Source organism: Pseudomonas sp. GW821-FHT04D07 (assembly GCF_059420225.1).
Window position 1 is genome coordinate 80,604 of sequence record NZ_JBWKTH010000022.1, and the last position, 24,479, is coordinate 105,082.

Below are 24,479 nucleotides of genomic sequence, written 5' to 3' on the forward strand. Positions count from 1 at the left end.
AGGGGTTTTCAAAAGATCAGCGCCAGCGCCGGAACACCAGGGAGGTGTTGACGCCGCCAAAGGCAAAGTTGTTGTTCATCACATATTCGTTGCTCATCTGCCGGAACTCGCCGCGCAGGTAATCCAGCTCACCGCACTGCGGGTCGATCTGGTCGAGGTTCAAGGTGTGGATGTAGTGGTCACGGTTCAGCATCTCGATGCTGAACCAGGATTCCAGCGCCCCGCAGGCGCCCAGGGTGTGGCCGAGGAAACTCTTCTGCGAACTGATGGGCATGCGGCTGCCGAACAGGCTGCTGGTGGCCAGGGTTTCGGCGATATCGCCCTGCTCGGTGGCGGTGCCATGGCCGTTCACATAGCCGATGGCGTCCGCCGTCAGGCCGGCATCTTCCAGGGCCAGTTCCATGGCCCGGCGCATGGTGCTCTGCTCCGGACGGGTGGCGTGCTGGCCGTCGGCGTTGCTGCCGAAACCGACGATCTCCGCATGAATATGCGCACCCCGGGCCAGGGCATGTTCCAGCTCTTCGAGCACCAGCATGCCGCCGCCTTCACCGATCACCAGACCATCGCGGCCGCTGTCATAGGGCCGCGGGCTGCTCTGCGGCGCATCGTTTTTCAGGCTGGTGGCATAGAGCGCGTCGAACACCATGGCTTCAGTGGGACACAGCTCCTCGGCACCGCCGGCGAGCATCAGCGGCAGGCGCCCGAATTTGATCGCCTCGTAGGCATAGCCGATGCCCTGGCTGCCGCTGGTGCAGGCGCTGGAGGTGGGGATCAGGCGTCCGGTCAGGCCGAAGAAGATGCTGATATTCGCCGCCGTGGTGTGCGGCATCATACGCACGTAGGAGTTGGCGTTGAGCCCCTCGGCCACCGAGTTGATCAGCATCATGCCGAAGGCCTTGATCTCGTCGGTGCTGCCGGTGGAGGAACCGCAGGCCACGCCCATGCGCCCGTCACGGATGATTTCGTTGCCCAGCAGGCCGGCATCGGCCAGGGCCATTTCCGCCGCGCCGACGGCGAAGCGCGAGACCCGGCCCATGCTGCGCAATTGCTTGCGGGTCCAGTGCGACGGCACCGCATAATCATCGATTGGCCCGGCCAGGCGGGTGTTCAACTCGGTGAAACGCTCCCACTCGGCCATGTAGCGGATGCCGCTGCGGTTGGCGCGGAAGTTGGCTTCGATGCTGGCCCAATCGTTGCCCAGGGAGGTGATACCGGCCATGCCGGTGACGACGACGCGCTTCATCAGCACAGGCCTCCGTTGACGGCCAGCACTTGCCGGGTGATATAGGACGCTTCCGCGGACATCAGGAAATTCACCGCGCTGGCGACTTCTTCCGGGGTGCCCATGCGTTGCGCCGGGATCATTTTCAGCAGTTCTTCCACGGGCACGTTTTCGTCGAGCATGGCGGTGTCGATCAGCCCCGGGGCGACGCAGTTGACGGTGATCCTGCGTTTGCCCAGCTCGATGGCCAGGGCCTTGGCGGCGCCGATCAGGCCAGCTTTCGAGGCACTGTAGTTGACCTGCCCGCGGTTGCCGATCAGCCCGGACACCGAGGTGATGCAGACGATCCGTCCGGGTGCGCGCCGACGGATCATCGACATCATCACCGGGTGCAGGACGTTGTAGAAACCGTCGAGGTTGGTGCGCAGGACCAGATCCCAGTCTTCCTCGGAGAGGGCCGGGAAAGCGCCGTCACGGGTCAGACCGGCGTTGAGCACCACGCCGTAGTAGGCGCCATGTTCCTCAACGTCGGCTTCCAGGCGGGTGCGACAGGCTTCACGGTCGGACACATCGAATTGCAGCACCCGGGCCTGGCGACCCAAGGCTTGGATTTCGACCCGCACGGCTTCGGCGTCGGCGCGACCGCTACGGCAATGCAGCACCAGATCAAAACCGGCGCGGGCCAGGCGCAGAGCGATTGCACGGCCGATACCGCGGCTGGAGCCGGTGACCAGGATGGATTCAGTCATGACGCGACTCCTGTGATTCGGATAAGTAAGCGGCGGCCTGGGGTGGCCGGAACACGTTCAGGCGCGCGCTGGCCTGGATGTCGGGACCGGTCAGGTGGCATTCGAACACGCCCATGCCATTGTCGTCTTCCAGCGAGCGCAGGGCGTGGATACGCAGTTCGCTACCAGCCGGAAAATGCTCCACGTTGCAGTTGAATTTGCGCGTGCCGAGCAGGAACCCCAGCTCCACCGGCCGGCCTTCGCCACGGGCGCGGCAACCGGCATAGGCGGCGACGCTCTGGGCCATCAGCTCGATACCGATCCAGGCCGGCAGGCTGCCGTCCTCGCGGTTGAACAGGCCCTCCGGGCGCACGGTGAGGCGGGTGTGGATCTGTTCTTCGTCGCAGGACAGGACCTGATCGATCAGGATCATGTCCCCGGCATGGGGCAGCAGTTCGGCGAGCGGCCAATCGATCATGGGGCGTCTCCGATAATCAGGCTGACGTTGTTGCCGCCGAAGGCAAAGGAGTTGCTCATCAGGCGGCGTGGTGGATGAGGGGGGAGGCGGTCGCCCGGCTTGACCCAGTTCAGGGGCGGCAGTGCCGGGTCGGCCTGGCCATCCCAGACGTGTGGTGGCAAGGCGGCGGATGGGTTGTCGGCACTCAGGCTCAACCAGCAGAACGCCGCTTCCAGTGCGCCGGCGGCGCCGAGGGTGTGGCCGGTCATGGGTTTGGTCGAAGAGCAGGGCAGGCTCGCCGGGAACAGCTTGGACACCGCCAGGCTTTCCATGGCGTCGTTGTGCTGGGTCGCGGTGCCATGCAGGTTCATATAGCCGATGTCTTGCGGTTGCAGGCCAGCCTGTTTCAGCGCTTTGCTCATAGCCAGCACAGCGCCCTGGCCGGTGGGGTCGGGGGCGGAAATATGGTGGGCGTCGCAACTGGCGCCCGCGCCGAGCAGGGCAATGGCCGGGCCGGCGTCGGCGCGTTTGCTCATCAGGAACAGCACTGCCGCTTCACCAATATTGATGCCGTTGCGATTCCGCGAAAATGGGTTGCAACGCTGCCCGGACACCGCTTCCAGCGAGCTGAACCCGCGGAGCGTCAGCTGGCACAGGCTGTCGACCCCGCCGCACAACACGGCGTCGCACAGGCCCAGGTCGAGCAGGCGCCGGGCACTCATCAGCGCCCGCGCACTGGAGGTGCAAGCGGTGGAGATCACGTAGGCCGGGCCGCGCAGTTGCAGCCAGTCGGCGAGGAAGGTCGCCGGGGCGCTCAGTTCCTGTTGCTGATAGTCATAGCCCTCGGGAAAGTGACCCTCGTGCAGGTAGCTGGTGATACCGTGGCAGGCCTCGTCGATGCCCGAGGTGCTGGTGCCCAGGACGATGCCGATGCGTTCGCGGCCATAGGTGTCGATGGCGCACTGGATCGGCTCGGCGATTTGCCGCGTGGCTTCCATCAGCAGTTGATTGTTGCGGCTGGCCTGGGCGCTCAGTTCGGCCGGGATCGCTACCAGTGCTCCGCGCACGGCGGCCACCGGCAGGCTGCGCTCCGGCACCCAGCCACTTGCTTCGCGCATGCCCGAGCAGTCGCCGGCAAACAGCTTGCGCGCCACGCTCCGCTTGTCGCGACCCAGCGCGCAGATCACACCGAGGGCGTTCAGGTAGGCGGTCATGGGGCGGTCTCGCTCAACGGACTGATTCGGTACTGCAGAGTGTCCGGCAGGCTCAGGGTGAATTCCAGCGGCTGGCGATAGCTGACTCGCCAGCGGGCGTCAAGGACACGTTCCCTGGCTTGGCGTTGCGCGCTCGGGTAGTTGCCCGCCAGTTCGGCATCCGGAGTCAGGGCGAACAGCAACGCCGCGAACAGTTCGCGAGCCTGGGGATTGGGAGGCAGCAGGCCGTCGGCCTGCCATTCACCGTCTTGCAGGCGCTGGCGGGCCAGGGGGATGCCCAGCGGGTCCATCAGCGACCAGCGCAGAGCGTTCGCTTCGCGCTGGATCACCAGCAGCCAGTCCTGGCGTTGTCCGGCCTGTTCACGCTCGATGTGCAATTGCAGCGGCAAAGCCAGGGTCGGTGCGTGCACGGGCAACGGCACGCGGCTGGCGCAGGCGCTCAGCAGCAGGAGGCAGCCCAGCAACAGGGCGCGAATCATTCGGCAGCCCCGCCGAATGGTTTGCGCGCGACCACGTTGACCAGGGTTTCCTCACGCTGGCCCGCTGGCGGCGGGTTCTTCAGGCGCAGGCGCTCCAGCAGCCCGAAGTCCTTGGCCCGGCTCCACCACAGATACGGGTAGGAGACGTTCCGCGGGGTGAACTCGAAGCCCTGGTCGCGAAGCATGTCCAGGTACTGCGCCGCGCTTTTCTGCACGTGCATCGGGTGACGGAACAGCCAACGAATCACCCAGGTGTCGATATAGGCTTCGGTGGACTCGGCGAACAGCAGGTAGCCGCCTGGCTTGAGCACCCGATAGAACTCGGCCAGGGCGCGGTCCTGCTGCACCAGGTGATGGAAGGTCTGGTGGCAGAAGAGGATATCGACGCTTTGCGAGGGCACGTCGAGGATCGCGCAGTCGCTGCCGATCAACTCGACTTCCAGGCCACGACGCTGCGCTTCTTCGCTACTCAGCTTGAGACTGTGGGGATCGGCGTCAAGGCCGATCAGCCGCGCCGGGGCGAAGGTCTGCTGCAGGTACTGGAAGGATCTGCCCTGGCCGCAACCGGCGTCGAGTATCACCGGGTTGGCTGGCGGGGCCTCGCTGAACAGGCCGCGCAGGTCGTTGATCGCCACTCGCAGCACATGGTGCTGCCAGGTGTGGCTGCGCAGGAACCAGAAGCCGAAACGGGTCTCCTCGACATAGGTATCGCTCAGGTATGGATGGCTCATGTCGGGGTGCTCGCACAGATTTCCGACAGCATCCGCAGACGCCGTCGGGGTTCGCTGACAAAGGGGTTGCGCTCGTCCCAGGCATAGCCGGCGAGGATTGCACTGATCATGGCGCGGATTTCCGGCGAACTGCCGGGATGGAAGATCACATCCTGGAAGGTGCCGGCGTACCAGCCTTCGACATAGCAGCGGAAGGTGTCGACACCGCGTTTGAGCGGTTCGGCGAACTGGCTCTGCCAGTCGACGTTTTCGCCTTGCAACTGGCGATGCAGCAGTCCGGCGGCCATGCTCGCCGAACGCATGGCGATGGTCACGCCGGAGGAGAACACCGGGTCGAGGAATTCCGCCGCGTTGCCGAGCAAGGCGAAGCCCGGTCCGTGCAGGGTCTTCACATTGGCCGAGTAGCCGCCGATGGTCCGTGCCGGGGTGTCCCACACGGCGTTCTCCATCACGGTTTGCAGGCTCGGGGTTTCGGCGACGAAACCCTTGAGGCAGGCATCCAGGTCCTCGGTGCGCCCGGCAAAGTGCTCGGCAGCGGCGACCACGCCGATGGAGCAGCGGCCGTTGCTGAACGGGATGGTCCAGAACCAGATATCGCGCTGTTGCGGATGGGTGGTGATGAGGATCTTTTCCCGCTCGAAACCGGGATGTTCGATACGGTCTTCGACATGGGTGAAGACCGCCTGGCGCACCGGGAAATTCGACGCTGCTTCAAGGTCGAGCAGGCGCGGCAGCACCCGGCCGTAGCCGCTGGCATCGAGGACGAAGCGTGCTTCGATCAGGTACTCGCTGCCGTCTTCGCGTCGGGCCCGCAGTTGCGGTTGTGGAAGGTCGAAATCAACGCTGACGATTTCCTCGCCGTAGCGGATTTCCACGCCTTGCAGGGCGGCCTGGTCCGCCAGCAGTTTGTCGAAGTCGGCGCGCTGGACCTGGAAGGTAGTCGGCTTGCCATTGCTGAAGGTCTTGCCGAAATCGAAGGTGCTGTAGTGTTCGCCCCAAGCGAAGGCCGCGCCGTTTTTCAATTGGAACCCGGCGGCATTGACGGCGTCGAGCATGCCGGCTTCTTCGACGAAGTCCAGGCAGTGCGAGAGCAGGCTTTCACCGATGGAAAAGCGCGGGAAGTGCTGGCGCTCGACGATCAGCACGTCGTGGCCGTTGCGTTTGAGCAAGGCGGCGGCGATGGCGCCAGAAGGGCCCGCGCCAATCACCACGACTTCTCGATGTTCCATTTCAATCGCTGGCACACAGGCTCCTTGTGGGGGTCGACGGTTTCGAAGGGGTAGGATTCGGCTCGGTAGCCGTGACCGAGTGCTCGGCCTGCGGTGTCGCGGCCTTGTCGGTCGGACGGGCGGCCCAGGGCGCGAGGAGGAAGCTGAAGGCCAGCCCCAGGCTCACCGCCAGACCGAAGTTGCTCACCGCCGGGGTACTGGAAATCGCCAGCAGGCCGAACGACAGCCAGGTGGTCAGGGCTGCCAGCAAGGTCCCCAGCAGGCTGACGGCGGCGCCGCCGATCTGCTCGCGCATCAGGATCGCGTAGTCGACGCTGATGGCGGTCACCAGCAGCAGGCCGAACAGGCTGAACAGCGTCAGCGGCTGGCCCAGCCAGCCGAGGCTGGCCAGGCTGCAGAGGGCCGCCAGCAGCGGCAGGGCGATGATCCGCAAGGCGCCGCGAAGGCCGAACGGCAGGATCAGAAACAGCACGATCAGCACGCAGGAAGCCAGTTTCAGTTCGGCGGCGCTGACCTGGGTGGCGGCAAAGACCTTGTTCAACTCGCCCAGCCGGTCCACCAGTTGGACCCCTGGCAGATCCACGGCTTGCGCCCGCAACAGCTCGGGGTCGTTCAGACCGCGCAGGCTGACCATGCCGGCCACGCCGTTGGTCTGCGGGCCCAGCCAGAGCAGACGCCAGGGTTCGGACAGCGGGCCCTTGAGGGCGCTGTCGATATCCTGGATCGGCAGGGCTTGCAGCTGGGTCAATTCGTTTTGCAGGGCCGCGGCCGGCACGCCGAGGTCGAGCAGGGGTTGCCAGAAGTCCGGCAGTTGCTTGAGCGAGTCATGCAGTTGCTGCTGTTCCCGGGGCAGACTGACCACCTGGTCCAGCGACTGATAGCCCTGCAGTTTGCCCTGGCTCACCAGTTGCGCGAGGCGCTCGCCGAGTGCGGCCTGGCGCTCCAGCAGTTGTTGTTGATCGGCACCGCGCACCAGGAAGAATTGGCTGGTGGGCTGGTAGCCAGTGATCCGCGCGACCGCCTGGGCGTCGGCCAGCAGTTGCGGCGGCGCCCCGACCCATTGGCGGATATCGTTCTTGCTGGTCAGGTGCCACAGGCCACCGGCACAGAACAGCACCAGCAGCGCCAGCAGCAGCCGGCTGCCGACCTTGCGCAGTAGCGCTTCACGCACGTTCAGCAAAACTTCGCAGACCCGTAGCGGCCATTGCGCCGGACGCAGGTCGGTGCCCTTGAGCAGCGCCGGCAGCAGGCACACGGCGGTCAGGTAGGCCCCCAGCAGGCCGGCGGCGGAGAACACGGCGATCTGGGTCAGGGCCGGAAACGGTGTCCAGGCCAGGGCCAGGTAACCAATGCAACTGGTGGCCAGGCTCAGGCTCAGCCCGGGCAGGGTGATGCGCAGGGCCGGCCAGCTGTGCCAGGGTTTCAGGCTCCAGCTCTTGGACAGGTAATGCAGCGGGTAGTCCACGGCCACGCCGATCAGGCTGGCCCCCAGCACCAGGGTCATCACATGCAGATGGCCGAACAGCAGCACGCAGGCCACCGTACCGAACAGCATGCCCACCAGCACCGGGACGAAGGCCAGCAACACCCGCCAACGGCGGAAGGCCAGCAACAGCAGCAGGAGAATGCCGAAGGTGGCGCCACCGCCGACCCAGGTGATTTCCCGGGTCGCCTGTTGCTGGCCGGCGGCGGCATACAGCAGGCCGCTGGCCGCGAGCAGTTGCGCGTCGTCCTGCGCGGCTTCCTCGCGGCTGTGTTTGAGCAGTTCGGCGACCTGCACCGGCAACTTCATGTCGAAGGCGTTGCCGCGGGTCCGGGCGCGCAACAGCACCCAACTTTTGCCGTCGGCCTCGGCGATCAGCGCGCCGCTGCCGAGATCGAATTGCACCGCGCCAGGTTTTGGCCGGCTATCCTGGATGCGTCCGGTCAAGCCGAGCCAGTCGTCCTGGCTCGGCACCAGGCTGACTCCGGCAAAGGGATCGAACAGGGACTGGACCCGTTGCTGGATAAACGCCGCCGGGTGGTCGATCAGTTGTTGCCGGTCAGCGCGGGTGAGCATCGCTAAACGGCTGGCCAACAGTTGTTGGCGCAGGGCTGGCAGGTCGGCCTGCAAGCTCCATTGCACGGTTTCGAACAACCCGCTGGCCTGCCAACGCTCACCCAGGCGTTGCGCCAGGGCAATGGCTTTCTGGCGATCGGCCTGACCCACCAGCACCAGCATTTCCCGGTTCAAGGGTTCCTGCATGCGCTGTTCGGCCTTGAGTTCCAGGGCATTCGGCGCTGAACCCGGCACCAGTTCCATCAGGTCGGCCGACAGCGGCGCGCCATGGCGCCACTGCCAGCCGGCGAGTGTCAGCATCGCCAGCAGCAGGATCAGGAACAGGCGCGGGAGCAGGCGTTCACTCGGCAAAGTCGTGTTGCTCCGCATCGCTCAGGGGGAGGACAGCGCTGCTGTCCTGCATGCGCAGGACCGTGCTGTCACCCTGGGTTTCCAGCAGTTCGATGCGCTGCACCAGCTCGCCGCCGTCGATATTGATCCGGGTGAAGATCTGCTTGAGCAGCACCGAGCGTGGCACCAGGGTCAGTTGCCAGTGCTGGGCGTCGCCTTGCAGTTGCAGTTCGAAATCCCGTTGCAGGCCGCTGCTGTCGCCTTGCAGCACGGCGATGAACAGGCGGTTCTGTTCGGCCCCGGCGCTTTTGTTCGGGACCATTTGCCAGCCACTCGGGTCGCGGCGGGCGATACCCTTGGCGCTGATGCGGTAGTCCTGCTGCAACGGTGTCTTGAGCAGCCAGAGCAGGCCGTGGTCCTTGGCGAGGACGAAGCTGCCCTTGCTGGTCAGCGGTTGCGGCAGGGCGCGCAGGTGTTTTTCCTGGATAAAGCTGCCGTGGATTACCGTGGGCTTGGCCAGTTGCTCGCTCAGCTGTTGCAGGTCGAAGGCCGAAGCGTGGGCGGACAGGCCCAGGCCGAACAGAAGGCTTAGCCGGCGCACGAACCTTGTAGGAGCGAGCTTGCTCGCGATGAGGGCCGTGAGGTTTGCAACGATCTTGCGGACGCTATCGCGAGCAAGCTCGCTCCTACAGGGGTTGTGTCGTACCCGGGTCAGGAGGGTCATGCCAGCACCTTCTCGACAGCGGCGACGAAGACCTTGGGCGAAGCCAACAGCATTTCCCGGCTCTGCATATCCACCGCCACCTGCACGCTGCTGGCGCGGGTCAGGCGTTCGCCGCTGGCCAGGTCGGTGATCAGGTAGTTGACCTTCAAGCGGTTCTCCCACTCCACCAGGTTGGCCCGTACATTGATCTTCTGGCCGAACACCGCCCCGCGCACATAGCGCAGTTGCAGGTCGATCACCGGCCAGGAGTAGCCGGATTCGAGCATCTGCGTGTAATTGTGGCCGATATGGTCCAGCAACGCGCAGCGGGCGACTTCCAGGTACTTCACGTAATGGCCGTGCCAGACCACATGCATGGTGTCGACGTCGAAGAACGGCACCAGGATCTCGGTATCGACATGCAACACGCCGCGGCTACGCATGCAGCCTCCAGTGTTGCTCGGCGATACGTTTCAGGCACAGGCGCAGTTCGGCTTCGAGGGCGCGGTCTTCGATCACCGGGGCGAAATCCTCGGCCAGGGCTTTATGCATCGCCGCCAGGGCCGGCGACAGTGGTCGTGCATCGCTGGCCTGGCTGCGCAGCCAGACGCCCTGGTTGGCGGCAAGCAAGGTGGCGGCGGCGACCTGTTCGGTCAGCTCCAGCACACGGATCGCGTCGCGGGCGGCGATGGTGCCCATGCTCACCTTGTCCTGGTTGTGGCATTCGGTGGAGCGCGAGAACACGCTGGCCGGCATGGTGTTTTTCAGGGCTTCGGCGGTCCAGGCGCTGGCGCCGATCTGCACGGCCTTGAAACCATGGTTGAGCATCGCGCGTTCGGCACTGGCCCCGGAGAGGTTGCTCGGCAGGCCGTGGTTGTAGCGTACGTCCACCAGCAGGGCGAGCTGGCGATCGAGCAGGTCGGCGACGTTGGCCACCAGGGTCTTGAGGCTGTCCATGGCAAAGGCGATATGCCCGCCGTAGAAGTGCCCGCCGTGAAGCACGCGCTCTTCTTCGGCGTCGATGATCGGGTTGTCGTTGGCGCTGTTCAGTTCGGTCTCGATAAACGCGCGCAACCAGCCCAGGCTGTCGGCCAGCACGCCGAGGACGTGCGGTGCGCAGCGCAGCGAGTAGCGATCCTGTAAACGGTGCAGCGGCGCGGTCGGCGCGTCGATGGCGAGGTCTTTGCGCAACCACGCGGCCACCTGCATCTGTCCCGGGTGCGGCTTGGCGGCGAACAGGCGCTCGTCGAAATGCTCCGGGTTGCCTTGCAGCGCCACCACATTGAGGGCGGTGATGCGGGTTGCCAGTTGCAGCAGGTAGTCGGCGCGAGCAAAAGCCAGGCAGGCCAGTCCAGTCATCACCGCGGTGCCATTCATCAGCGCCAGGGCTTCCTTGGGCCGCAGCACCAGCGGGTCCCAACCGAGTTCACGGTGCACATCGCAGGACTGGCGGCGTTCGCCGCGAAACAGCACTTCGCGTTCGCCGGAGAGGGTCGCGGCCACGTAGGACAGCGGCGTCAGGTCGCCGCTGGCGCCGACTGAGCCCTCTTCGGGAATCTGCGGCAGGATGTCCAGGTCGAGGAAGGCCTGCAGGCGTTCCAGTAATTCCACGCGCACGCCGGACACGCCATGGCACAGCGACTGCAAACGCGCCGCCAACACCGCCCGGGTCGCCTGCGGGTCGAGCAACTGGCCGAGGCCGCAGCCGTGGAAGGTGTAGAGGTGCCGCGGCAGCGCTTCGACATGTTGCAGCGGCACCGCCACCACGCAGGAATCGCCGTAGCCGGTGGTGACGCCGTAGATCACGCCTTCCTTGTCCAGCAGCGAATCAAGGAACTGCGCGCCCTTGGCAATGCGCCGGCGGAACGCCGGGTCGCCTTGCAGTTGCGTGGGCACCTGACGGTTGGCCAGGGCCAGCACGTCTTCGATGCGCAGCGGGAGTTCGCCGAAGGTGACCGGCTCAAGCGGATGCGTTGTCATCGGATTTCCAGAAAGGGTAGAAATTGAACCATTGGTGCGGTGCCAGCAGACAGTACTGGCCCAGGCGCTCGGCGTAACGGCTTGCCCACTGGGCAATCACCTGTTCGCGGTCGCTGCGTTTCCACTGCACCGCCTCGGTGAAGGGTTCGAGGGTGATGCGATAGCGGCCCTGGAGTTTCACGCAGAACAGCAGATTGACCGGGCATTTCAACAGTCCGGCCAGGAGCCATGGACCTTGCGGGAATGCGGCGGGCTGGCCGAGGAAATCCACTCGCACGTGGCGCCCACCATGCAGCGGCACGCGGTCGCCGGCAATCGCCAGCCACTCGCCACGGTCCAGGCGCTGGCTCAGTTGCAGCATGATCGCCGGGTCCAGCTCGCTGACCTGGATCAGCCGCAGGTTGCTCGCGCCGGCCTCGCCCAGCAGGCGGTTGAAACGCTCGGCGTGCTTGGTGTGCACCAGCACGTTCATGGTGACCTTTTCGCCCAACTCGGCGAGGGCGCGGCAGACTTCCAGGTTGCCCAGGTGCGCGCCCACCAGCATTTGCCCGCGTTCGCCGCGCAGTTGATCACGCAGCCGGGCCGGGTCGACGATCTCGAGCTGCTCGAGGCGCAGCTTGCCGTTCCACACGTCGAGTTTGTCCAGCAGCGAGTCGGCAAAGGCCATGAACTGTCGGAAGACCTTCATCCAGGTCGGCCGCAGGGCGCTCTGACCGCTCCAGTCGGCCAGGCGCTGCTGGTAGTGCCAGGCGCTCTGCCGGGCGCTGCGACCGAACAGGAAGAAGTACAGGACGATACCGTGCAGCACCGGGCTGAGGACTCGACGGCCGAGGAGCTTGACGCCGACGGCGGTGAGCTTCATCAGCCAGAAGCTGCCGCGCTCCTGATGGTCGGCCCAGTGCTTGGGGGTGTCGTTCATGCCCGCCACCGTCGCCAGAGGATGCTCGGCAAGCGCACCAGCATGCCGAAGAACAGCCGGGTATGCATGCTGGAAATCAGTGCGTTGTCGTGGAACATCCGAAAGTGCGAGAGGCCGTCCTGGGGGTAGTGGACCTTGGTCGGCAACCAGCGCATGGGCTGGTTGCGCCAGGACAGGCGCACGAGGATGTCCGAGTCGAAGTCCATGCGCTTGCCCACCTTCACCGAGTCGATCAGCGCCAGCACCGGTGGCAGCGGGTAGACCCGGAAGCCGCACATGGAGTCGCGGATCTGCAGCGACAGACTGTTGATCCAGACCCAGACGTGGGTCAGATAGCGGGCGTAGAGCCGGCCCTTGGGCACGCTCTCATCGTATTGCGGGTAGCCGCAGATCAGCGCTTCGGGATGGCGGCGCGAGAGCTCGAGAAAGACGGCGATGTCCCGCAGGTCGTGCTGGCCGTCGGCGTCCACCTGCAGGACATGGGTGAAGCCCTGCCGCGCGGCCTCCCGCATCCCGGTCATGACCGCGCCGCCCTTGCCCTGGTTGACGGGGAGCCTCACCAGAGAGACCCGTTCGTGCTCGGCGAGTTGTTTCAGTACCGTCGCGCAGGCCGGGCTGCTGCCATCGTCCACCAGCACACAGGGCAGGCCGGCGCCGAGCAAGGCTTCGAGGACCGCGGGCACGGCGGCTTCGTGGTTGTAGACCGGAATGACGGCGCAGGGCTTATGCATGAGCGGCCTCCAGCACAATGCGGCCGCTGGAGCAGGCAGCCTTGGTATTGCGAAAGGCGAAGTGCAGTTTGCTGCGTTCATGGTCGAAGCGCAGGCTCAGCTCGAGTTGATCGCCCGGACGCACCAGTTGCTGGAACTTCAGCACCTCCATGCCGGCGAACTTCGACGGCAGTTCGAGTCGCTCGCGGCCCAGCGCCAGAGCCCAATCCACTTGCACCACGCCCGGCAGAACCGGAGTGGCCGGGAAGTGGCCGCTGAAATAGGCCAGGTCCGGCGGTACGGCCAACTGCAACAGCCATTCGCCATCCGTTTCGTGTTGCGCCAGCACCTCCGGGCCTTTCGGGCGCGGGGCTCGCAACAGGGCCTGGATTTCGGCTTGTGGCAGTTTGCCTTGGGCGTTCAGCGGCAGTTGCCGCAGCAAACGCCAGCGGCGCGGCAGCGCCAGGGTTTCACAATGGCCGAGCAAATGTTTGCGCAGGGCCTCGGTCAGCGCGCGTCGCCCCTGGTTACGCAGGCTATACAGCCCTTGTTCGGAGAGCACCAGCAGCGCGCCAAGGTAGGCGCGGTTTTCCTGCACGACCCCGAGGCGCGCTTCGGCGACCCAGTCGTGTTCCATCAGGGCCTGTTCCAGCATCGGCAGGGAGATGCGTTTTTCTTCCAGCTTGACGATACGGTCCAGTCGGCCCAGCAGTTCGAAGCGGCCATCGGCGGCGAAGCGCACCGCGTCGGCGGTGTGTTCGACATGCCCGGCCGGCAGGTAAGGCGAGGCCACGCTCAGGGCGCCGTCGCTGTCCTGGCTCAAGTGCACATTGGCGAACGGCTGCCACAGCGGGTCACCCTGGCGCCAGGCGATGCCGCCGGTTTCCGAGCTGCCGAGGATTTCCGTCGGCCATTGCCGCAAGCGTTGTCGCAGGCTGGCCGCGGCTTCGGGGGGCAGTGCGCCACCTGAGGAAAATACCCGGCGCACCTGACTCAGGGCCGGCCAGTCGAGGTTGTCGCCCATGCGCTTGAGCAGGGCCGGACTCGCCACCCAGGCAAACTGCGGGTGTTCACGGCTGGCGCGCTGCAGGTCTTCCGGGAAGGCCAGTTGCTTGCGCACGAAGGTTCGACCGGCACATAACGGCCAGAGCACGCGGAACAGCAAACCATAGATATGTTGGGTGGCGACGCTGCCGATGATGCAGGCCTGGTCGAGGTCGGCGCCCCACAGGTGTTCCAGGGCCAGCACTTCATTGGCCAGTTGGCGCAGGCTTTTGTCGATGCGCTTGGGCTCGCCGCTGGAGCCGGAGGTGCACAGGCTCAGGCGGCAGTCATCGAGATCGAGCGCGGCCGGGCTCAGCGCTTCGCTGCCGAGGTCTTCGAGGGCGTGGCGGTCGGTCAGCCACAGGTCGACATCCGCCGCCCAGCGCTGGCGAGTCTGCTCTTGCAGGTCGGCGGGCAACAGTACCCGGACACCGGCTCGCCAGGCACCGAGCAGGGCGATGGCCAGTTCGCCGGCATCTTCCAGATGCACGGCGATGTGCTTCACGCCACGCGCCTGCAAGCCGGCCGCCAGGCTCAACGCCCGCTGCGACAGCCCGGCATGATCCAGCGGTGGGTCCAGGGTGATCGCACGCGGTCCATGCGACTTGAGCAACAACTGCTCAAGGTTTATCCAGTTCATGCGCGGCCTCTTACCCGTTGTCGTACCAGCCACTCAATGGCGAACAGCAAACCCATCAGCCCATAGGAGATCAGGCCGGTGTACAGCGTCCACCAGCTCAGCGGCGCCCAGAGAGTCAGGGCGGCGGCGATCAGACCGTTACAGAGAAAGAACAGGCTCCAGACGCGGGTCACCTGCCTCGTATAGTTAATGGCCACATCCGGCAGTTGCGGCTCGCGCAGGCGGGCCAGTCGCTCGACCATCGGTGGGCCGAATTTCAGGCTCAGGCCGAACAGGCCAAGCATGAACGCGCTGATCAGCACCGGGTACCAGCGCAGCAGCAGCGGGCTGTTGAGCAACGCCAGCAAGCCGCAGAACGCGATGGCGCAGAGGGCCATCCACAGGCTGCCGGGTCGCCGTTTGCTGGTCAGGGCCCGGGCCAGCCACAGGCCACCGAGCAACAGTCCGAACTGCCAGGGGGCGAAATGCTCCATGCCGAAATACACCGCAAACGGGTACAGCAGGCCCGCCAGCAGCAGGCCGAGGCCGATCAGGCGCTTCATGCGGCCGGTTGCACCAGGCGAAAGACCGCCTCGACCACATCGTTGACGGTACGCACCGACTTGAATTCATCGGCGGCGATTTTCTTGCCGGTTTGACGCTTGATATGGTCGATCAGGTCAACGGCATCGATGCTGTCGATTTCCAGGTCCTGGTACAGGTTGCTGTCCAGGGTGACGCGTTCGGGTTCCAGTTCAAAGAGTTCGACCAGGGCATCGCGCAGGGTGTTGAAGATGTCGTCACGGGTTTGCATGGTACGGCCTCACGCTGCCTGTTTTGCCGTGACGAAAGCCGCAAGGCTGGCCACGTTGGAGAAATGGTCGCGGGTGTCCTTGGCGTCTGCATCGATCTTGATGCCATAGCGCTTCTGGATCGCCAGGCCGAGTTCGAGGGCATCCACCGAATCCAGGCCCAGGCCTTCGCCGAACAGGGTTTGCTCGTTGCCGATGTCTTGCGCGCTGATGTCTTCCAGGCCCAGGGCCTCGATGATCAGCTCTTTGATCTCAAGGTGCAGGGCGGCGGTTGGATCGCTCATCTGAGGCGAGCTCCTTAATAAAGTAATGGTGCAGATAATCGTTGAGTTTGCGCGAGGCCTGAGGCGCGGGGCCCAGCGCGGCAAAGCTTTGTGGGTCTATATCGGCACCGACACGGAAACTGAAGTGCACCCGGCGGTGCGGAATGCGATACCAGGGTTCGGCCTTGGTCAGGGTGGTAGGGCTGACCTTGATCACGACCGGGGTGATGATTCTCGCACCCCGCAGGGCAATCGCGGCGGCGCCGCGATGAAAGGCGGGTGCCGTGCCCGGTGTGGTCCGGGTGCCTTCGGGGAAGACGATCAGGGTCTGGCCTTGTTGCAGGGCGCTGGCGGCGGCGTCGAGCATGTCCATGCTGCCGTCGTTGCTGATGTATTCGGTGGCGCGTAGCGGCCCGCGGGTGAAAGGGTTTTGCCAGAGGCTCTGCTTGACCACGCAGTTGGCATGGCGCACCAGGCCGATCAGGAACACCACGTCGATCAGCGACGGGTGGTTGGCAATGATCATCTGCCCGGGGCGGCCGAGCTTTTCCGCGCCATCGACTTCATAGGTCAGTACGCCGCTGCGGGCCATGAACCGGATGAACCGCCAGAGCAACCGGCTGACCGTTTGTCGCGCGCGCAGACGCTGACGCTCGGCATTGCCTGGCAGGCAGCCGAGCAGCGGGAAGACTGCCAGTCGCAGGCACAGGCCGCCCAGCCCGAACAGGGCGAAGCTCAAGGCGGTGGCCAGCAAGCGCCAGTAATAGGCGTCGCGGCGCTTGGTCATGGTCGGCGCTGCCAGTTCCATACCCGGGTCTTCCATTGGTGTCGGCAGGTGGCGTGTTGGCCCAGCAGGGTACGCAATAGATCGAGGGCATGGGGCCACTCGGTTGGGGACTGTTCGTCCGCGGCGCTTTCGAGGGACAGTTGCCATTCGTCGCCTGGGGTCAGCAGCAGGCCGAGGGCATAGGGGAAGGGGACGTCGTCGATCCAGTGGCGGTAGGCCTCGGGCGGTTGCTCCTCGGTGATCACCAGCAAGACCGCGGGGGCGCCTTCATCGAGCAGCGCGGCGGCTTCGAGCATGCCGTGCTCGAGACCGTCGCCATTGGCGGCCAACGCGGTCATTTCGCAGGTCGAGCCGCGCAGGATCGACCACAGGCCAATCACCGCGTTGTGCACCGACAGGCTGAACTGGGTGGGCGACAGCGGTTGGTCGGCGGCCAGGTCGCAGAGGATCTCGAAGGTGCGCGGGGTTTCGCCGTGCCGGGAGATGAACACCAGCGGCAACTGCGCGTGCCCCTCGGCCAGTGGCCAGCCGACGCTGAACGCCATGCGTGCCAGGCGGCTGAGGCGGCGGCGCTGCATGGCCGGCAGAAAGGATACATCCGGTGCCGCATCGCTGGGCTCGGGGACACTGGGCTGGCGGCTCCAGGCCTGCCAGTCGTCCGCACTTTCCAGGCCCGTAGCCCAGGCGCGCCATTGGGCGATGTTGAAGTTGATCACTGAATGTCTTCCCGCCCCTGCGGGCTTCCTTGAACGCTACGGTTGATCCCTGAACCTCTACCAACCCTGGCGTGGCACGATGGCCGAATGACTCGCATTATCCCGGTGCACAAGGCCTGTAGCAAATTTTTGGTCACATTTTGCACGATTAAATTTGCGAAATGCGAAGAGGTTGCTAGCAACTGGCTATTGTTCGTATTTTTTTTGATACGTATGCCGGACATTTCCCGGGTTAAAGGGAAATTACCTCGTGCCAGTGCAGTTATTGCGATATGAGAGGTAGTCCTAGTCCCGGCGAGGTGGCGCGGCAGCGGTCAAGCCCTCTACACTCGGTGATCCATTGATACACGGAGGTTTTGTCATGCGGCGTGTGGTGTTCAATCAGAAGGGCGGGGTCGGCAAGTCGAGCATTGCCTGTAACTTGGCGGCGGTCAGCGCCAGCGAGGGCTATCGGACCCTGTTGGTGGATCTCGATGCCCAGGCCAACTCCACGCAATACCTCACCGGGCTCACCGGCGAGGACATCCCCATGGGCATCGCTGATTTCTTCAAGCAGATCCTTTCGTCCGGGCCGTTCTCGAAGAAAAACCAGGTGGATATCTATGAGACGCCGTTCGACAACCTGCATCTGATCACCGCCACGGCCGAGCTGGCTGACCTGCAGCCCAAGCTCGAGGCCAAGCACAAGATCAACAAGCTGCGCAAACTGCTGGATGAGTTGTCGGAAGATTACGATCGCATCTATCTGGATACGCCGCCGGCGCTGAACTTCTACGCTGTGTCGGCGTTGATTGCCGCCGATCGCGTGTTGATTCCCTTCGATTGCGACAGTTTTTCCCGGCAGGCGCTGTATGGCCTGCTAGCCGAGATCGAGGAGTTGAAGGAAGACCACAATGAAGGCTTGCAAGTGGAAGGGATCGTGGTCAACCAGTTCCAGGCCCGGGCGAGTCTGCCGCAGCAGATGCTCGACAGCCTGATCGCCGAGGGTTTGCCGGTATTGCCGGTGTATCTGGCCAGTTCGGTGAAGATGCGCGAGTCCCATGAGGCGAGCCGGCCGCTGATCCACTTCGATCCGCGGCACAAGCTGACCCAGCAGTTCGTCGAGTTGCACGCCCTGCTGGAGAACAACGCTTAATTCGCTTTTTTTGCCTGCTCCTGGCGGCTGAGCCCGCCTCAGATACCTTGGCTGCGCAGCCAGGCCATCAACTGCGGTAGGGGAAAGGCGCCGCTCTGGCGCGCCACTTCCTGGCCATTTCTGAACAGGATCAGGCTGGGAATCGAACGAATCCCCAGCTGTGCCGAGAGTTGCTGGTTGGCTTCGCTGTCGAGCTTGGCCAGGCGGCACTTGCCGGCCAACTGGGCCGCCGCCTGTTCGAACACCGGAGCAAAGGATTTGCACGGCCCGCACCAGTCCGCCCACACGTCCACCAGCAATGGCAGATCGCCCTTGATCTGGCTGGCGTAGTCGCCCTGTTTCAATTCGAACGGTTTATCCAGCAAGACCGCGGCTTTGCAGCGTCCGCATTTCGGCTGGTCGCCCAGGCGCTCGGCGGGGATGCGGTTGAGGCCGTTGCAATGAGGGCAGGGGATCAACAGGGGATCGGACATGGAAGGGTTCCTGGGAAGTGGCCAATGAACTTGAACTGGAGTCTGGGGCGCACTTTATCAAGGGGGGCCAAAGGTGTGTTGCATGTCCTCACATGTTCAAGCGACGCGTTTTGCCTTCAGGATCTAGCCTCAAGGAACGAGCCGGCGGTCAGATTTTGGCAATAGCAAATTGCGATAATCTGGCTTGGCGGATAATCTTCATAGCAAGATGCGATAAGGATGTTGCATGCGTGTGATTACCGAGAAGCGGATTCGGGAAGCCAAGGCAAGATGGCCTGACACCGCCAGTGCGTTGGATGCCTGGTGCCGAAGGATCAAGGGGAGCAGTCCTGAAAGCTTTTCGGCGCTCAAGGCGATGTTCCCAGCGACAGACACGGTGGGTAGCTTGCATGTGTTTGATATTGGCGGGAACAAGCTGCGGCTGATTGCGGGTGTGCATTACGGTGCCCAGCAGTTATATATCAAGCATGTGCTGGATCATCGCGAATATGACAAGGGTAAATGGAAGGAGAGGTGTTGATGAATGCTGTCATCAAGCAGGCTTCCGAGCACTGGCCGTTCGTGGAGCCACTGCTGCGCAAACCAAAAAACGAGGCTGATTACGATGCCCTGGTGGGTATTCTCGACGAGTTGCTGGGCGTCATTGGTGAAGACGAATCGAATCCGCTCATGAGCCTGGTGAATATCATCAGTGATTACATAGAGGCCTATGACAAGGAGCACTGGCCGATGCCGGTGGCCAGTGGGGCCGATGTGCTGCGGGAGATGATGCGTGAACATGGCTTGACCCAGAGCGACCTGCCCGGGGTCGGGCCACAATCGGTGGTTTCCGAGATCCTCAGCGGCAAGCGCCAGCTCAACCTGCGCCAGATCCGCTGGCTGGCCGAGCGTTTTGGGGTCCGGGAGCAAACCTTTATCTGAGCCGGCTCACGACGAACAACTGATCTCCAGATGCTTGCCCCACTCCGGTGGTCGTTCGGCGTAGCGCTCCAGGCCTGGTTGTTCCTCGAATGGCTTGCTCAGTACCGTATGGAGTTGCCGCACCTCTGAGTAATCACCACTTTCCGCCGCATCGATGGCCTTCTGCGCCAGGTAGTTGCGCAGAATATACAGCGGGTTGAGCGCGTGCATCCGCGCTTTGCGCCGGGACTCGTCCTGATCGGTTTCGCGGGCGACCCGTGCCTTGTAGCGATCGGCCCAGGCGTCGAAACCCTTGAGATCGATAAAGTCATCCCGCAGGCGCGCCGTGGCCAATGCCGCTGACTCATCCCCCAGGCGGCGGAAGAACAGGGTGTAGTCGACTCCTCCGGCCTGCATCAGTTGCAGCAGGTTTTCCACCAGCTTCTGGTCGTCGTCTTCGGCGCTGGTCAGGCCGAGGCGGCGACGCATCAGGTCGAGGTAGTGGGTCTGGTACAGCGGCAGGAACAAGGCCAGGGTTTCACGCAAGGCCTCGACACTGATGAACGGCGTCAGGGCCTGAGCCAGCGCACTGAGGTTCCACTGGCCGATGGGCACCTGGTTGCTGAACGAGTAGCGCCCTTGGTCATCGGAGTGGTTGCAGATGAAGTGCGCATCGAAATCATCGAGAAAGGCGAACGGGCCGAAGTCGAAGGTGATGCCCAGGATCGACATGTTGTCGGTGTTCATCACGCCATGGCAGAAACCGTAGGCTTGCCACTTGGCGATCAGTTCGGCATTGCGCTCGACGATCTCGCGGAACATCGTCAGGTAAGGTTCCGGCTGTTCCAGGCACTCGGGGAAATGCAGTGCCAGCACGTGCTCGCCGAGCTGCTTCTGCTGCTCTGGTTGCTTGGTGTAGTAGAAGTACTCGAAATGACCGAAGCGCACATGGCTGGGCGCCATGCGCAGGACCATGGCGCCGCGCTCCTGTTTCTCGCGCCAGACCGGCGTGTCGGAACCGATCACGCAGAGCGCGCGGCTACTGGGAATGCCCAGGGCATGCAGGGCTTCGGAGGCGAGGAACTCGCGGATCGAGGAGCGCAACACCGCGCGTCCGTCGCCCATGCGCGAGTAGGGCGTTTGCCCGGCGCCCTTGAGGTGCAGGTCCCAATGCTCGCCCGCGGCGTTGTAGACCTCGCCCAGCAACAGTCCGCGACCGTCACCCAGGCGCGGGTTGTAGGAGCCGAACTGATGCCCTGAATAGACCATCGCTCGAGGCTCTGCCTCGGCCCAGAGCTTGTGGCCGCCGAACAGCTCGGCGAACACCGGTTCCTCGGCAATGGCCGGGTCGAGGTCGAGCAGGGCCATGGCCGCCGGACTCACCGCCACCAGGCGCGGGTTGTCGAGGGGCTCGGGCAAGATATGGGTGGAAAACGCGTCGCCCAAACGGGCGAAGCGGTTATCGAAGGTCAGTTCGTCGAGGGCTTTCAACGGCCGGCTCCAGCAGAATGTCCGAGTATTCTGCTGGGATTAGCCGGCAGACACCAGCGGCGGCATGCAAACGGCATGATTGCCGCGGTTGTGCAGTCTCAGTCGAGCTTGCCCGGCGGCGGTAGCTGTTCTGGTTTGGCCGCTGCCATCGGCAACGGGCCGGGCGCTTGGCCTTCCACCGGCACCAGCTTGTATTCCTGGCCATGCAGGTTCTTGAGATAGACCTCCATCTGCCGGAACGAGATGTTGATGTGCTCTTTCTTGAACTCGCGGTTGATGAAGCGGTTGACCTCGTCGACCACCGGGTTGCGGTCGCCCAGGTCGCGCACGTGCATGCGCAGTTCGTGGTCCAGGGTACTTTCGCCGAAGTTCAGGAAGTACACGTGGGGCTCGGGCTCCTTCAGCACCCGCGGATTGTCCCGGGCGGCCTTGAGCAGCAGCTCCTTGACCCGGTCCAGGTCCGAACCGTAGTCGACGCCGAGCTTGAGGGTCACGCGGGTAACCGTGTCGGTCAGCGACCAGTTGATCAACTGCCCGGTGATAAAGGTCTTGTTCGGGACAATGATGTCCTTGCGGTCGAAGTCGGTGATGGTGGTGGCGCGGATGCGGATCTTGCTGACCGTGCCCGACAGGGTACCGATGGTGATGGTGTCGCCGATCCGCACCGGACGTTCGAACAGGATCATGATGCCGGAGATGAAGTTGGCGAAGATTTCCTGCATGCCGAAACCCAGGCCGACCGACAGCGCCGCCACCAGCCATTGCAACTTGTCCCAGCTCACACCGAGGGTCGAGAGGGTGGAGACGAAGCCGATGCCGGCGATCACGTAGGAGAGCAAGGTGGTGGTGGCGTAGGCGCTGCCCTGGGCCAGATCGAGCTTGGACAGCACCAGCACTTCCAGCAGGCCCGGCAGGTTGCGCGCCAGGGCGAAGGTGATGCCGATGATCGCCAGTGCGCCGATGACGTTGCCGATGCTGATCGGCACCATGCTCATGGTCGCGCCGGTGCCGCTGGTGTATTCGTAGAGGGTGATGTTGTCCAGGTAGGAGAACACGCTGATCAGGTCCGCCCAGACCCAGTACAGCGCCGCGACGAAGCCGCCGAGCAGGGCCAGGCGAATCAGGCGCATGGATTGTTCGTTGACCTGTTCGATGTCCAGGGTCGGCTCTTCGATCAGTGGTTCGCCATCGCCGGCTTCCTTGGCCGCCTGGCGTTTGCTCAGGGCGCGCTGGTAGGCCAGGCGGCGGGCCGCGACCCCGAGGCCGCGCGCGAAGGTCGCCTCGATCACCAGCCACAACATCAGCAGGTAAAGGGTCTCGATCAGCCGATCGCTGAGTTTCAGGGCGGTGTAGTAGTAGCCGAAGCACACGGCGATAAACAGCGCGATGGGCATGGCGGTGAAGAGCACGCCGATCAGTTTGCGGAACAGCGAGGCGCCGCCGTGGTTCGGCGTGCCCAGCAACAGGCGGCTGAGCAGCCAGGCCATCAGGCCGTAGCAGGTCAGGACCACGGCAATACCCAGTACGTCATCGGCCAGCGAGGCCGGCTGCAGCTCGGCGACGGAGACAATCGCCACCAGCGCCAGGACCACGAAGCCGAGCCGGCGAATCCAGCCCTGGAGAAACTCGACCTGGGGTTTTTCCCAGCGGAAATGCAGCTCGGCCACGCCGCCCGGCGCCAGAATCCGGTAGGCGGTGTAGAACACCAGCCAGGCCAGGGAGATTTGCAGCAGCGCGGCACCGAGGCTGGCGTTCTGGCCGCGGGCATCGATCTGCAGGGCATAGCCGCACAGCGCCAAGCCCAGGGTGATCGGCATCGCCAGGGCGACGTTGACCAGGATCGCCAGCGGCGTGTGCCATTGGCTGTCACGCTTGAAGTGGCCGATGTCCTTGTGGACCTTGCTCAGGCGCGCATACAGCGACTTGCGCCGCCACAGCAGGGCGCCGATCAACAGCAGCAAGGGCAGGAACAGCAGTGGATGTTGGGCCAGGCCATCGGTCAGTTCACTGAGGCTGGAGGCCCAGGGCAGGGTGGTCACCTGCTTTTGCAGGCGCGCGGGTACGCTTTCGATCCATTCCAGATCCAGGGGCTTGTTGCTCGGGATCCAGAACATCTGCTCGTCCAGGGTCGCGCGCAGGCTCTGGGCTGTGCTGAGCAGTTGCTTCTGGTTCAGTTGCAGGGTGATGGACTCGTTGAGCAGGGCGCTCAGTTCGCGGTTCAGGCGTTCCAGCAGGTCGCTGCGGGTTACCGCCAGGTCCAGCAGGGTCTTGCGCAACTGCGCGTTGACCTGGTCCGGCGGCTGGGTCGCCAGCAGGTTGTCGACATAGGTGGCCGGGCTGCTGATCAATTCCCGCTGTTGGTTGACTTCGAACTGGTAGAGGCGGATATCGGCGATTTCATCGGCCAGGTTCTTGTCCACCTGCAGGCGCGGCAGAGCCTGTTTCTGCTTGTAGAGAATCTTCGACAGCAACAGGCTGCCCTTGAGCACGCTGATCTGCTCGTCCAGGGCCTGGTCGCTCTGGGTCACGCTGTCGAGCTGCTGTTTGGTCTGCAGGTTCTGCTGGGTCAGCTCGTTGAGGCGGTCGGTGCTCTTGAGCAGGTAGTCGGAGAGCTTGAGGTTGGTGGCGCTTTCGGTCGCCAGCACGCTGCTGTCGCCGGCCTTCTGCACTTCGATGGATTGCTGGGTGACGGTCTGCTGGGACTGGGCCAGGCGCTTCTGGTTGATCAGCGACTGCATGTCCTGGATTTCCTGCTCCAGGCGCGCGGTTTTTTCCATCAGCAGGTCGTGCTGGCTGTTGCCCAGGTCCTGCAACTGGCTGTTGCCGGCCAGTTCCTGGCGGCGCAGCAGGATCAGCGCGTTGATCGAGGCCAATTCGGCGTTCAACTGGTTGCGCTGGTCGGCGTTGAGGGTCTTGCCGTTGTCCTTGCCCAGCTTGAGGATGCCGTTGATCTGCTGAATGCGGGTCTGGCTGCTGCTGATTTCCGACTGTGCGCGCTCGGGGCGGGTCTGGGCGGTAATGATCAGGCTGTTGGCATCGGCCAGGGCTTTTTGCAGGTCGCCCTGTTGGGCGGTGCGCTCGGTCAGCAATTGTTCCAGTTGCGGCACCGACTGGCTGGCATACCGCTGGGTCACCGGGATCACTTTGGTGACCTTCAACCGGGCCAGTTCACGCTGGTTTTCGACGGTCTGGCGCGGCGCATCGGCGACCTGCTGCTTGGTCGTGGCCAGGCGTTTTTCATAGTCGTCCTGGTTCGACATCCAGGTCAGCGTCTGTTGCAGCACCGCTTGCAGGGCCTTTTGATCGGCGTCGGCGAGCTTGCGGTCGGCGATCTTGTCCAGGCTTTGCTGGACAGATTCACGGGTGGGCGGTTCGGCCGCTTGCAACGCGCCGACGGAAAGACTCAGGCCCAGCAGGGCCATGGCAAGAAAAGTGCGCAAAGAAGACATAAGTACCGGTCAAGCAGCGTGAAGAAAGT

25 protein-coding genes are annotated in these 24,479 nt (G+C 64.1%); 3 read left to right on the forward strand and 22 right to left on the reverse strand.

The annotated features are described in order from the left end of the window. Nucleotides 1-16: 16 nt before the first annotated feature. Genes AC07T0_RS22770 through AC07T0_RS22860 form a run of 19 tightly spaced genes read right to left on the reverse strand, consistent with a single transcriptional unit; the run spans nt 17 to nt 17,002 of the window. Complete coding sequence (locus tag AC07T0_RS22770) at nt 17-1,243, reverse strand: beta-ketoacyl-ACP synthase (RefSeq protein ID WP_495003302.1); 1,227 nt, start codon at nt 1,241-1,243, stop codon at nt 17-19. Beyond that, nucleotides 1,243-1,971 (reverse strand): 3-ketoacyl-ACP reductase FabG2, encoded by a 729-nt coding sequence (locus tag AC07T0_RS22775; protein WP_495003303.1) that lies wholly within the window; start codon nt 1,969-1,971, stop codon nt 1,243-1,245. The genes AC07T0_RS22770 and AC07T0_RS22775 overlap by 1 nt, the downstream gene beginning before the upstream one ends. Beyond that, nucleotides 1,964-2,428 carry a hotdog family protein gene (locus AC07T0_RS22780; protein ID WP_495003304.1) on the reverse strand — a complete coding sequence of 155 codons (465 nt, stop codon included), beginning with the start codon at nt 2,426-2,428 and terminating at the stop codon, nt 1,964-1,966. Before AC07T0_RS22780 ends, AC07T0_RS22775 begins: the two co-directional genes overlap by 8 nt. Next, a complete protein-coding gene (locus AC07T0_RS22785; RefSeq protein WP_495003305.1) occupies nt 2,425-3,621 on the reverse strand; it encodes a beta-ketoacyl-[acyl-carrier-protein] synthase family protein in 1,197 nt (398 codons plus the stop codon). Before AC07T0_RS22785 ends, AC07T0_RS22780 begins: the two co-directional genes overlap by 4 nt. Further along, nucleotides 3,618-4,100: a DUF3261 domain-containing protein gene (locus AC07T0_RS22790; RefSeq protein WP_495003306.1), complete on the reverse strand. Its 483-nt coding sequence runs from the start codon at nt 4,098-4,100 to the stop codon at nt 3,618-3,620. The genes AC07T0_RS22785 and AC07T0_RS22790 overlap by 4 nt, the downstream gene beginning before the upstream one ends. Further along, nucleotides 4,097-4,831: a class I SAM-dependent methyltransferase gene (locus AC07T0_RS22795; protein WP_495003307.1), complete on the reverse strand. Its 735-nt coding sequence runs from the start codon at nt 4,829-4,831 to the stop codon at nt 4,097-4,099. Before AC07T0_RS22795 ends, AC07T0_RS22790 begins: the two co-directional genes overlap by 4 nt. Continuing rightward, entirely contained in the window at nt 4,828-6,075 is a 1,248-nt protein-coding gene (locus AC07T0_RS22800) for an NAD(P)/FAD-dependent oxidoreductase (protein ID WP_495003308.1), read from the reverse strand. Before AC07T0_RS22800 ends, AC07T0_RS22795 begins: the two co-directional genes overlap by 4 nt. After that, a complete protein-coding gene (locus AC07T0_RS22805; RefSeq protein WP_495003309.1) occupies nt 6,062-8,470 on the reverse strand; it encodes an MMPL family transporter in 2,409 nt (802 codons plus the stop codon). The genes AC07T0_RS22800 and AC07T0_RS22805 overlap by 14 nt, the downstream gene beginning before the upstream one ends. Then, a complete protein-coding gene (locus AC07T0_RS22810; RefSeq protein WP_495003310.1) occupies nt 8,460-9,173 on the reverse strand; it encodes an outer membrane lipoprotein carrier protein LolA in 714 nt (237 codons plus the stop codon). The genes AC07T0_RS22805 and AC07T0_RS22810 overlap by 11 nt, the downstream gene beginning before the upstream one ends. After that, complete coding sequence (locus AC07T0_RS22815) at nt 9,170-9,595, reverse strand: acyl-CoA thioesterase (RefSeq protein WP_495003311.1); 426 nt, start codon at nt 9,593-9,595, stop codon at nt 9,170-9,172. Before AC07T0_RS22815 ends, AC07T0_RS22810 begins: the two co-directional genes overlap by 4 nt. Continuing rightward, nucleotides 9,588-11,132, reverse strand: a complete 1,545-nt coding sequence (locus AC07T0_RS22820; RefSeq protein WP_495003312.1) for an HAL/PAL/TAL family ammonia-lyase — start codon at nt 11,130-11,132, stop codon at nt 9,588-9,590. The genes AC07T0_RS22815 and AC07T0_RS22820 overlap by 8 nt, the downstream gene beginning before the upstream one ends. Next, nucleotides 11,113-12,051 carry a lysophospholipid acyltransferase family protein gene (locus AC07T0_RS22825; protein WP_495003313.1) on the reverse strand — a complete coding sequence of 313 codons (939 nt, stop codon included), beginning with the start codon at nt 12,049-12,051 and terminating at the stop codon, nt 11,113-11,115. The genes AC07T0_RS22820 and AC07T0_RS22825 overlap by 20 nt, the downstream gene beginning before the upstream one ends. Beyond that, nucleotides 12,048-12,782 carry a glycosyltransferase family 2 protein gene (locus AC07T0_RS22830; RefSeq protein ID WP_495003314.1) on the reverse strand — a complete coding sequence of 245 codons (735 nt, stop codon included), beginning with the start codon at nt 12,780-12,782 and terminating at the stop codon, nt 12,048-12,050. Before AC07T0_RS22830 ends, AC07T0_RS22825 begins: the two co-directional genes overlap by 4 nt. After that, nucleotides 12,775-14,445: an ApeI family dehydratase gene (locus AC07T0_RS22835; RefSeq protein WP_495003315.1), complete on the reverse strand. Its 1,671-nt coding sequence runs from the start codon at nt 14,443-14,445 to the stop codon at nt 12,775-12,777. The genes AC07T0_RS22830 and AC07T0_RS22835 overlap by 8 nt, the downstream gene beginning before the upstream one ends. Then, nucleotides 14,442-14,987 (reverse strand): COG4648 family protein, encoded by a 546-nt coding sequence (locus tag AC07T0_RS22840; protein ID WP_495003316.1) that lies wholly within the window; start codon nt 14,985-14,987, stop codon nt 14,442-14,444. The genes AC07T0_RS22835 and AC07T0_RS22840 overlap by 4 nt, the downstream gene beginning before the upstream one ends. Next, nucleotides 14,984-15,238, reverse strand: coding sequence for an acyl carrier protein (locus AC07T0_RS22845; RefSeq protein ID WP_121136121.1), 255 nt, complete (start codon nt 15,236-15,238; stop codon nt 14,984-14,986). Before AC07T0_RS22845 ends, AC07T0_RS22840 begins: the two co-directional genes overlap by 4 nt. Nucleotides 15,239-15,247: 9 nt before the next feature. Then, nucleotides 15,248-15,520 (reverse strand): phosphopantetheine-binding protein, encoded by a 273-nt coding sequence (locus AC07T0_RS22850; protein ID WP_495003317.1) that lies wholly within the window; start codon nt 15,518-15,520, stop codon nt 15,248-15,250. Continuing rightward, nucleotides 15,489-16,307: a lysophospholipid acyltransferase family protein gene (locus AC07T0_RS22855; RefSeq protein WP_495003318.1), complete on the reverse strand. Its 819-nt coding sequence runs from the start codon at nt 16,305-16,307 to the stop codon at nt 15,489-15,491. Before AC07T0_RS22855 ends, AC07T0_RS22850 begins: the two co-directional genes overlap by 32 nt. Then, the gene (locus AC07T0_RS22860) at nt 16,283-17,002 is read right to left on the reverse strand and encodes a beta-ketoacyl synthase chain length factor (RefSeq protein ID WP_495003319.1); all 720 of its coding nucleotides are present in this window, start codon (nt 17,000-17,002) and stop codon (nt 16,283-16,285) included. The genes AC07T0_RS22855 and AC07T0_RS22860 overlap by 25 nt, the downstream gene beginning before the upstream one ends. Before the next feature lie 361 nt (nt 17,003-17,363). On the opposite strand from AC07T0_RS22860, the gene AC07T0_RS22865 reads away from it, so the two are divergent. Beyond that, the gene (locus AC07T0_RS22865) at nt 17,364-18,137 is read left to right on the forward strand and encodes a ParA family protein (RefSeq protein ID WP_495003320.1); all 774 of its coding nucleotides are present in this window, start codon (nt 17,364-17,366) and stop codon (nt 18,135-18,137) included. 38 nt (nt 18,138-18,175) lie between these two features. Here AC07T0_RS22865 and trxC read toward each other — a convergent pair whose 3' ends face one another. Next, nucleotides 18,176-18,610, reverse strand: coding sequence for a thioredoxin TrxC (gene trxC, locus AC07T0_RS22870; protein ID WP_495003321.1), 435 nt, complete (start codon nt 18,608-18,610; stop codon nt 18,176-18,178). Nucleotides 18,611-18,836: 226 nt separating this feature from the next. On the opposite strand from trxC, the gene AC07T0_RS22875 reads away from it, so the two are divergent. Both AC07T0_RS22875 and AC07T0_RS22880 read left to right on the forward strand, forming a co-directional pair. Next, nucleotides 18,837-19,130, forward strand: a complete 294-nt coding sequence (locus tag AC07T0_RS22875; protein WP_495003322.1) for a type II toxin-antitoxin system HigB family toxin — start codon at nt 18,837-18,839, stop codon at nt 19,128-19,130. After that, nucleotides 19,130-19,531 (forward strand): helix-turn-helix domain-containing protein, encoded by a 402-nt coding sequence (locus AC07T0_RS22880; RefSeq protein WP_495003323.1) that lies wholly within the window; start codon nt 19,130-19,132, stop codon nt 19,529-19,531. The genes AC07T0_RS22875 and AC07T0_RS22880 overlap by 1 nt, the downstream gene beginning before the upstream one ends. Nucleotides 19,532-19,537: 6 nt before the next feature. Here the strand turns inward: AC07T0_RS22880 and selO are convergent, their stop codons facing one another. Continuing rightward, nucleotides 19,538-21,001, reverse strand: coding sequence for a protein adenylyltransferase SelO (selO, locus tag AC07T0_RS22885; protein ID WP_495003324.1), 1,464 nt, complete (start codon nt 20,999-21,001; stop codon nt 19,538-19,540). 98 nt (nt 21,002-21,099) lie between these two features. After that, entirely contained in the window at nt 21,100-24,450 is a 3,351-nt protein-coding gene (gene mscK / locus AC07T0_RS22890) for a mechanosensitive channel MscK (RefSeq protein ID WP_495003325.1), read from the reverse strand. Nucleotides 24,451-24,479: the final 29 nt, after the last annotated feature.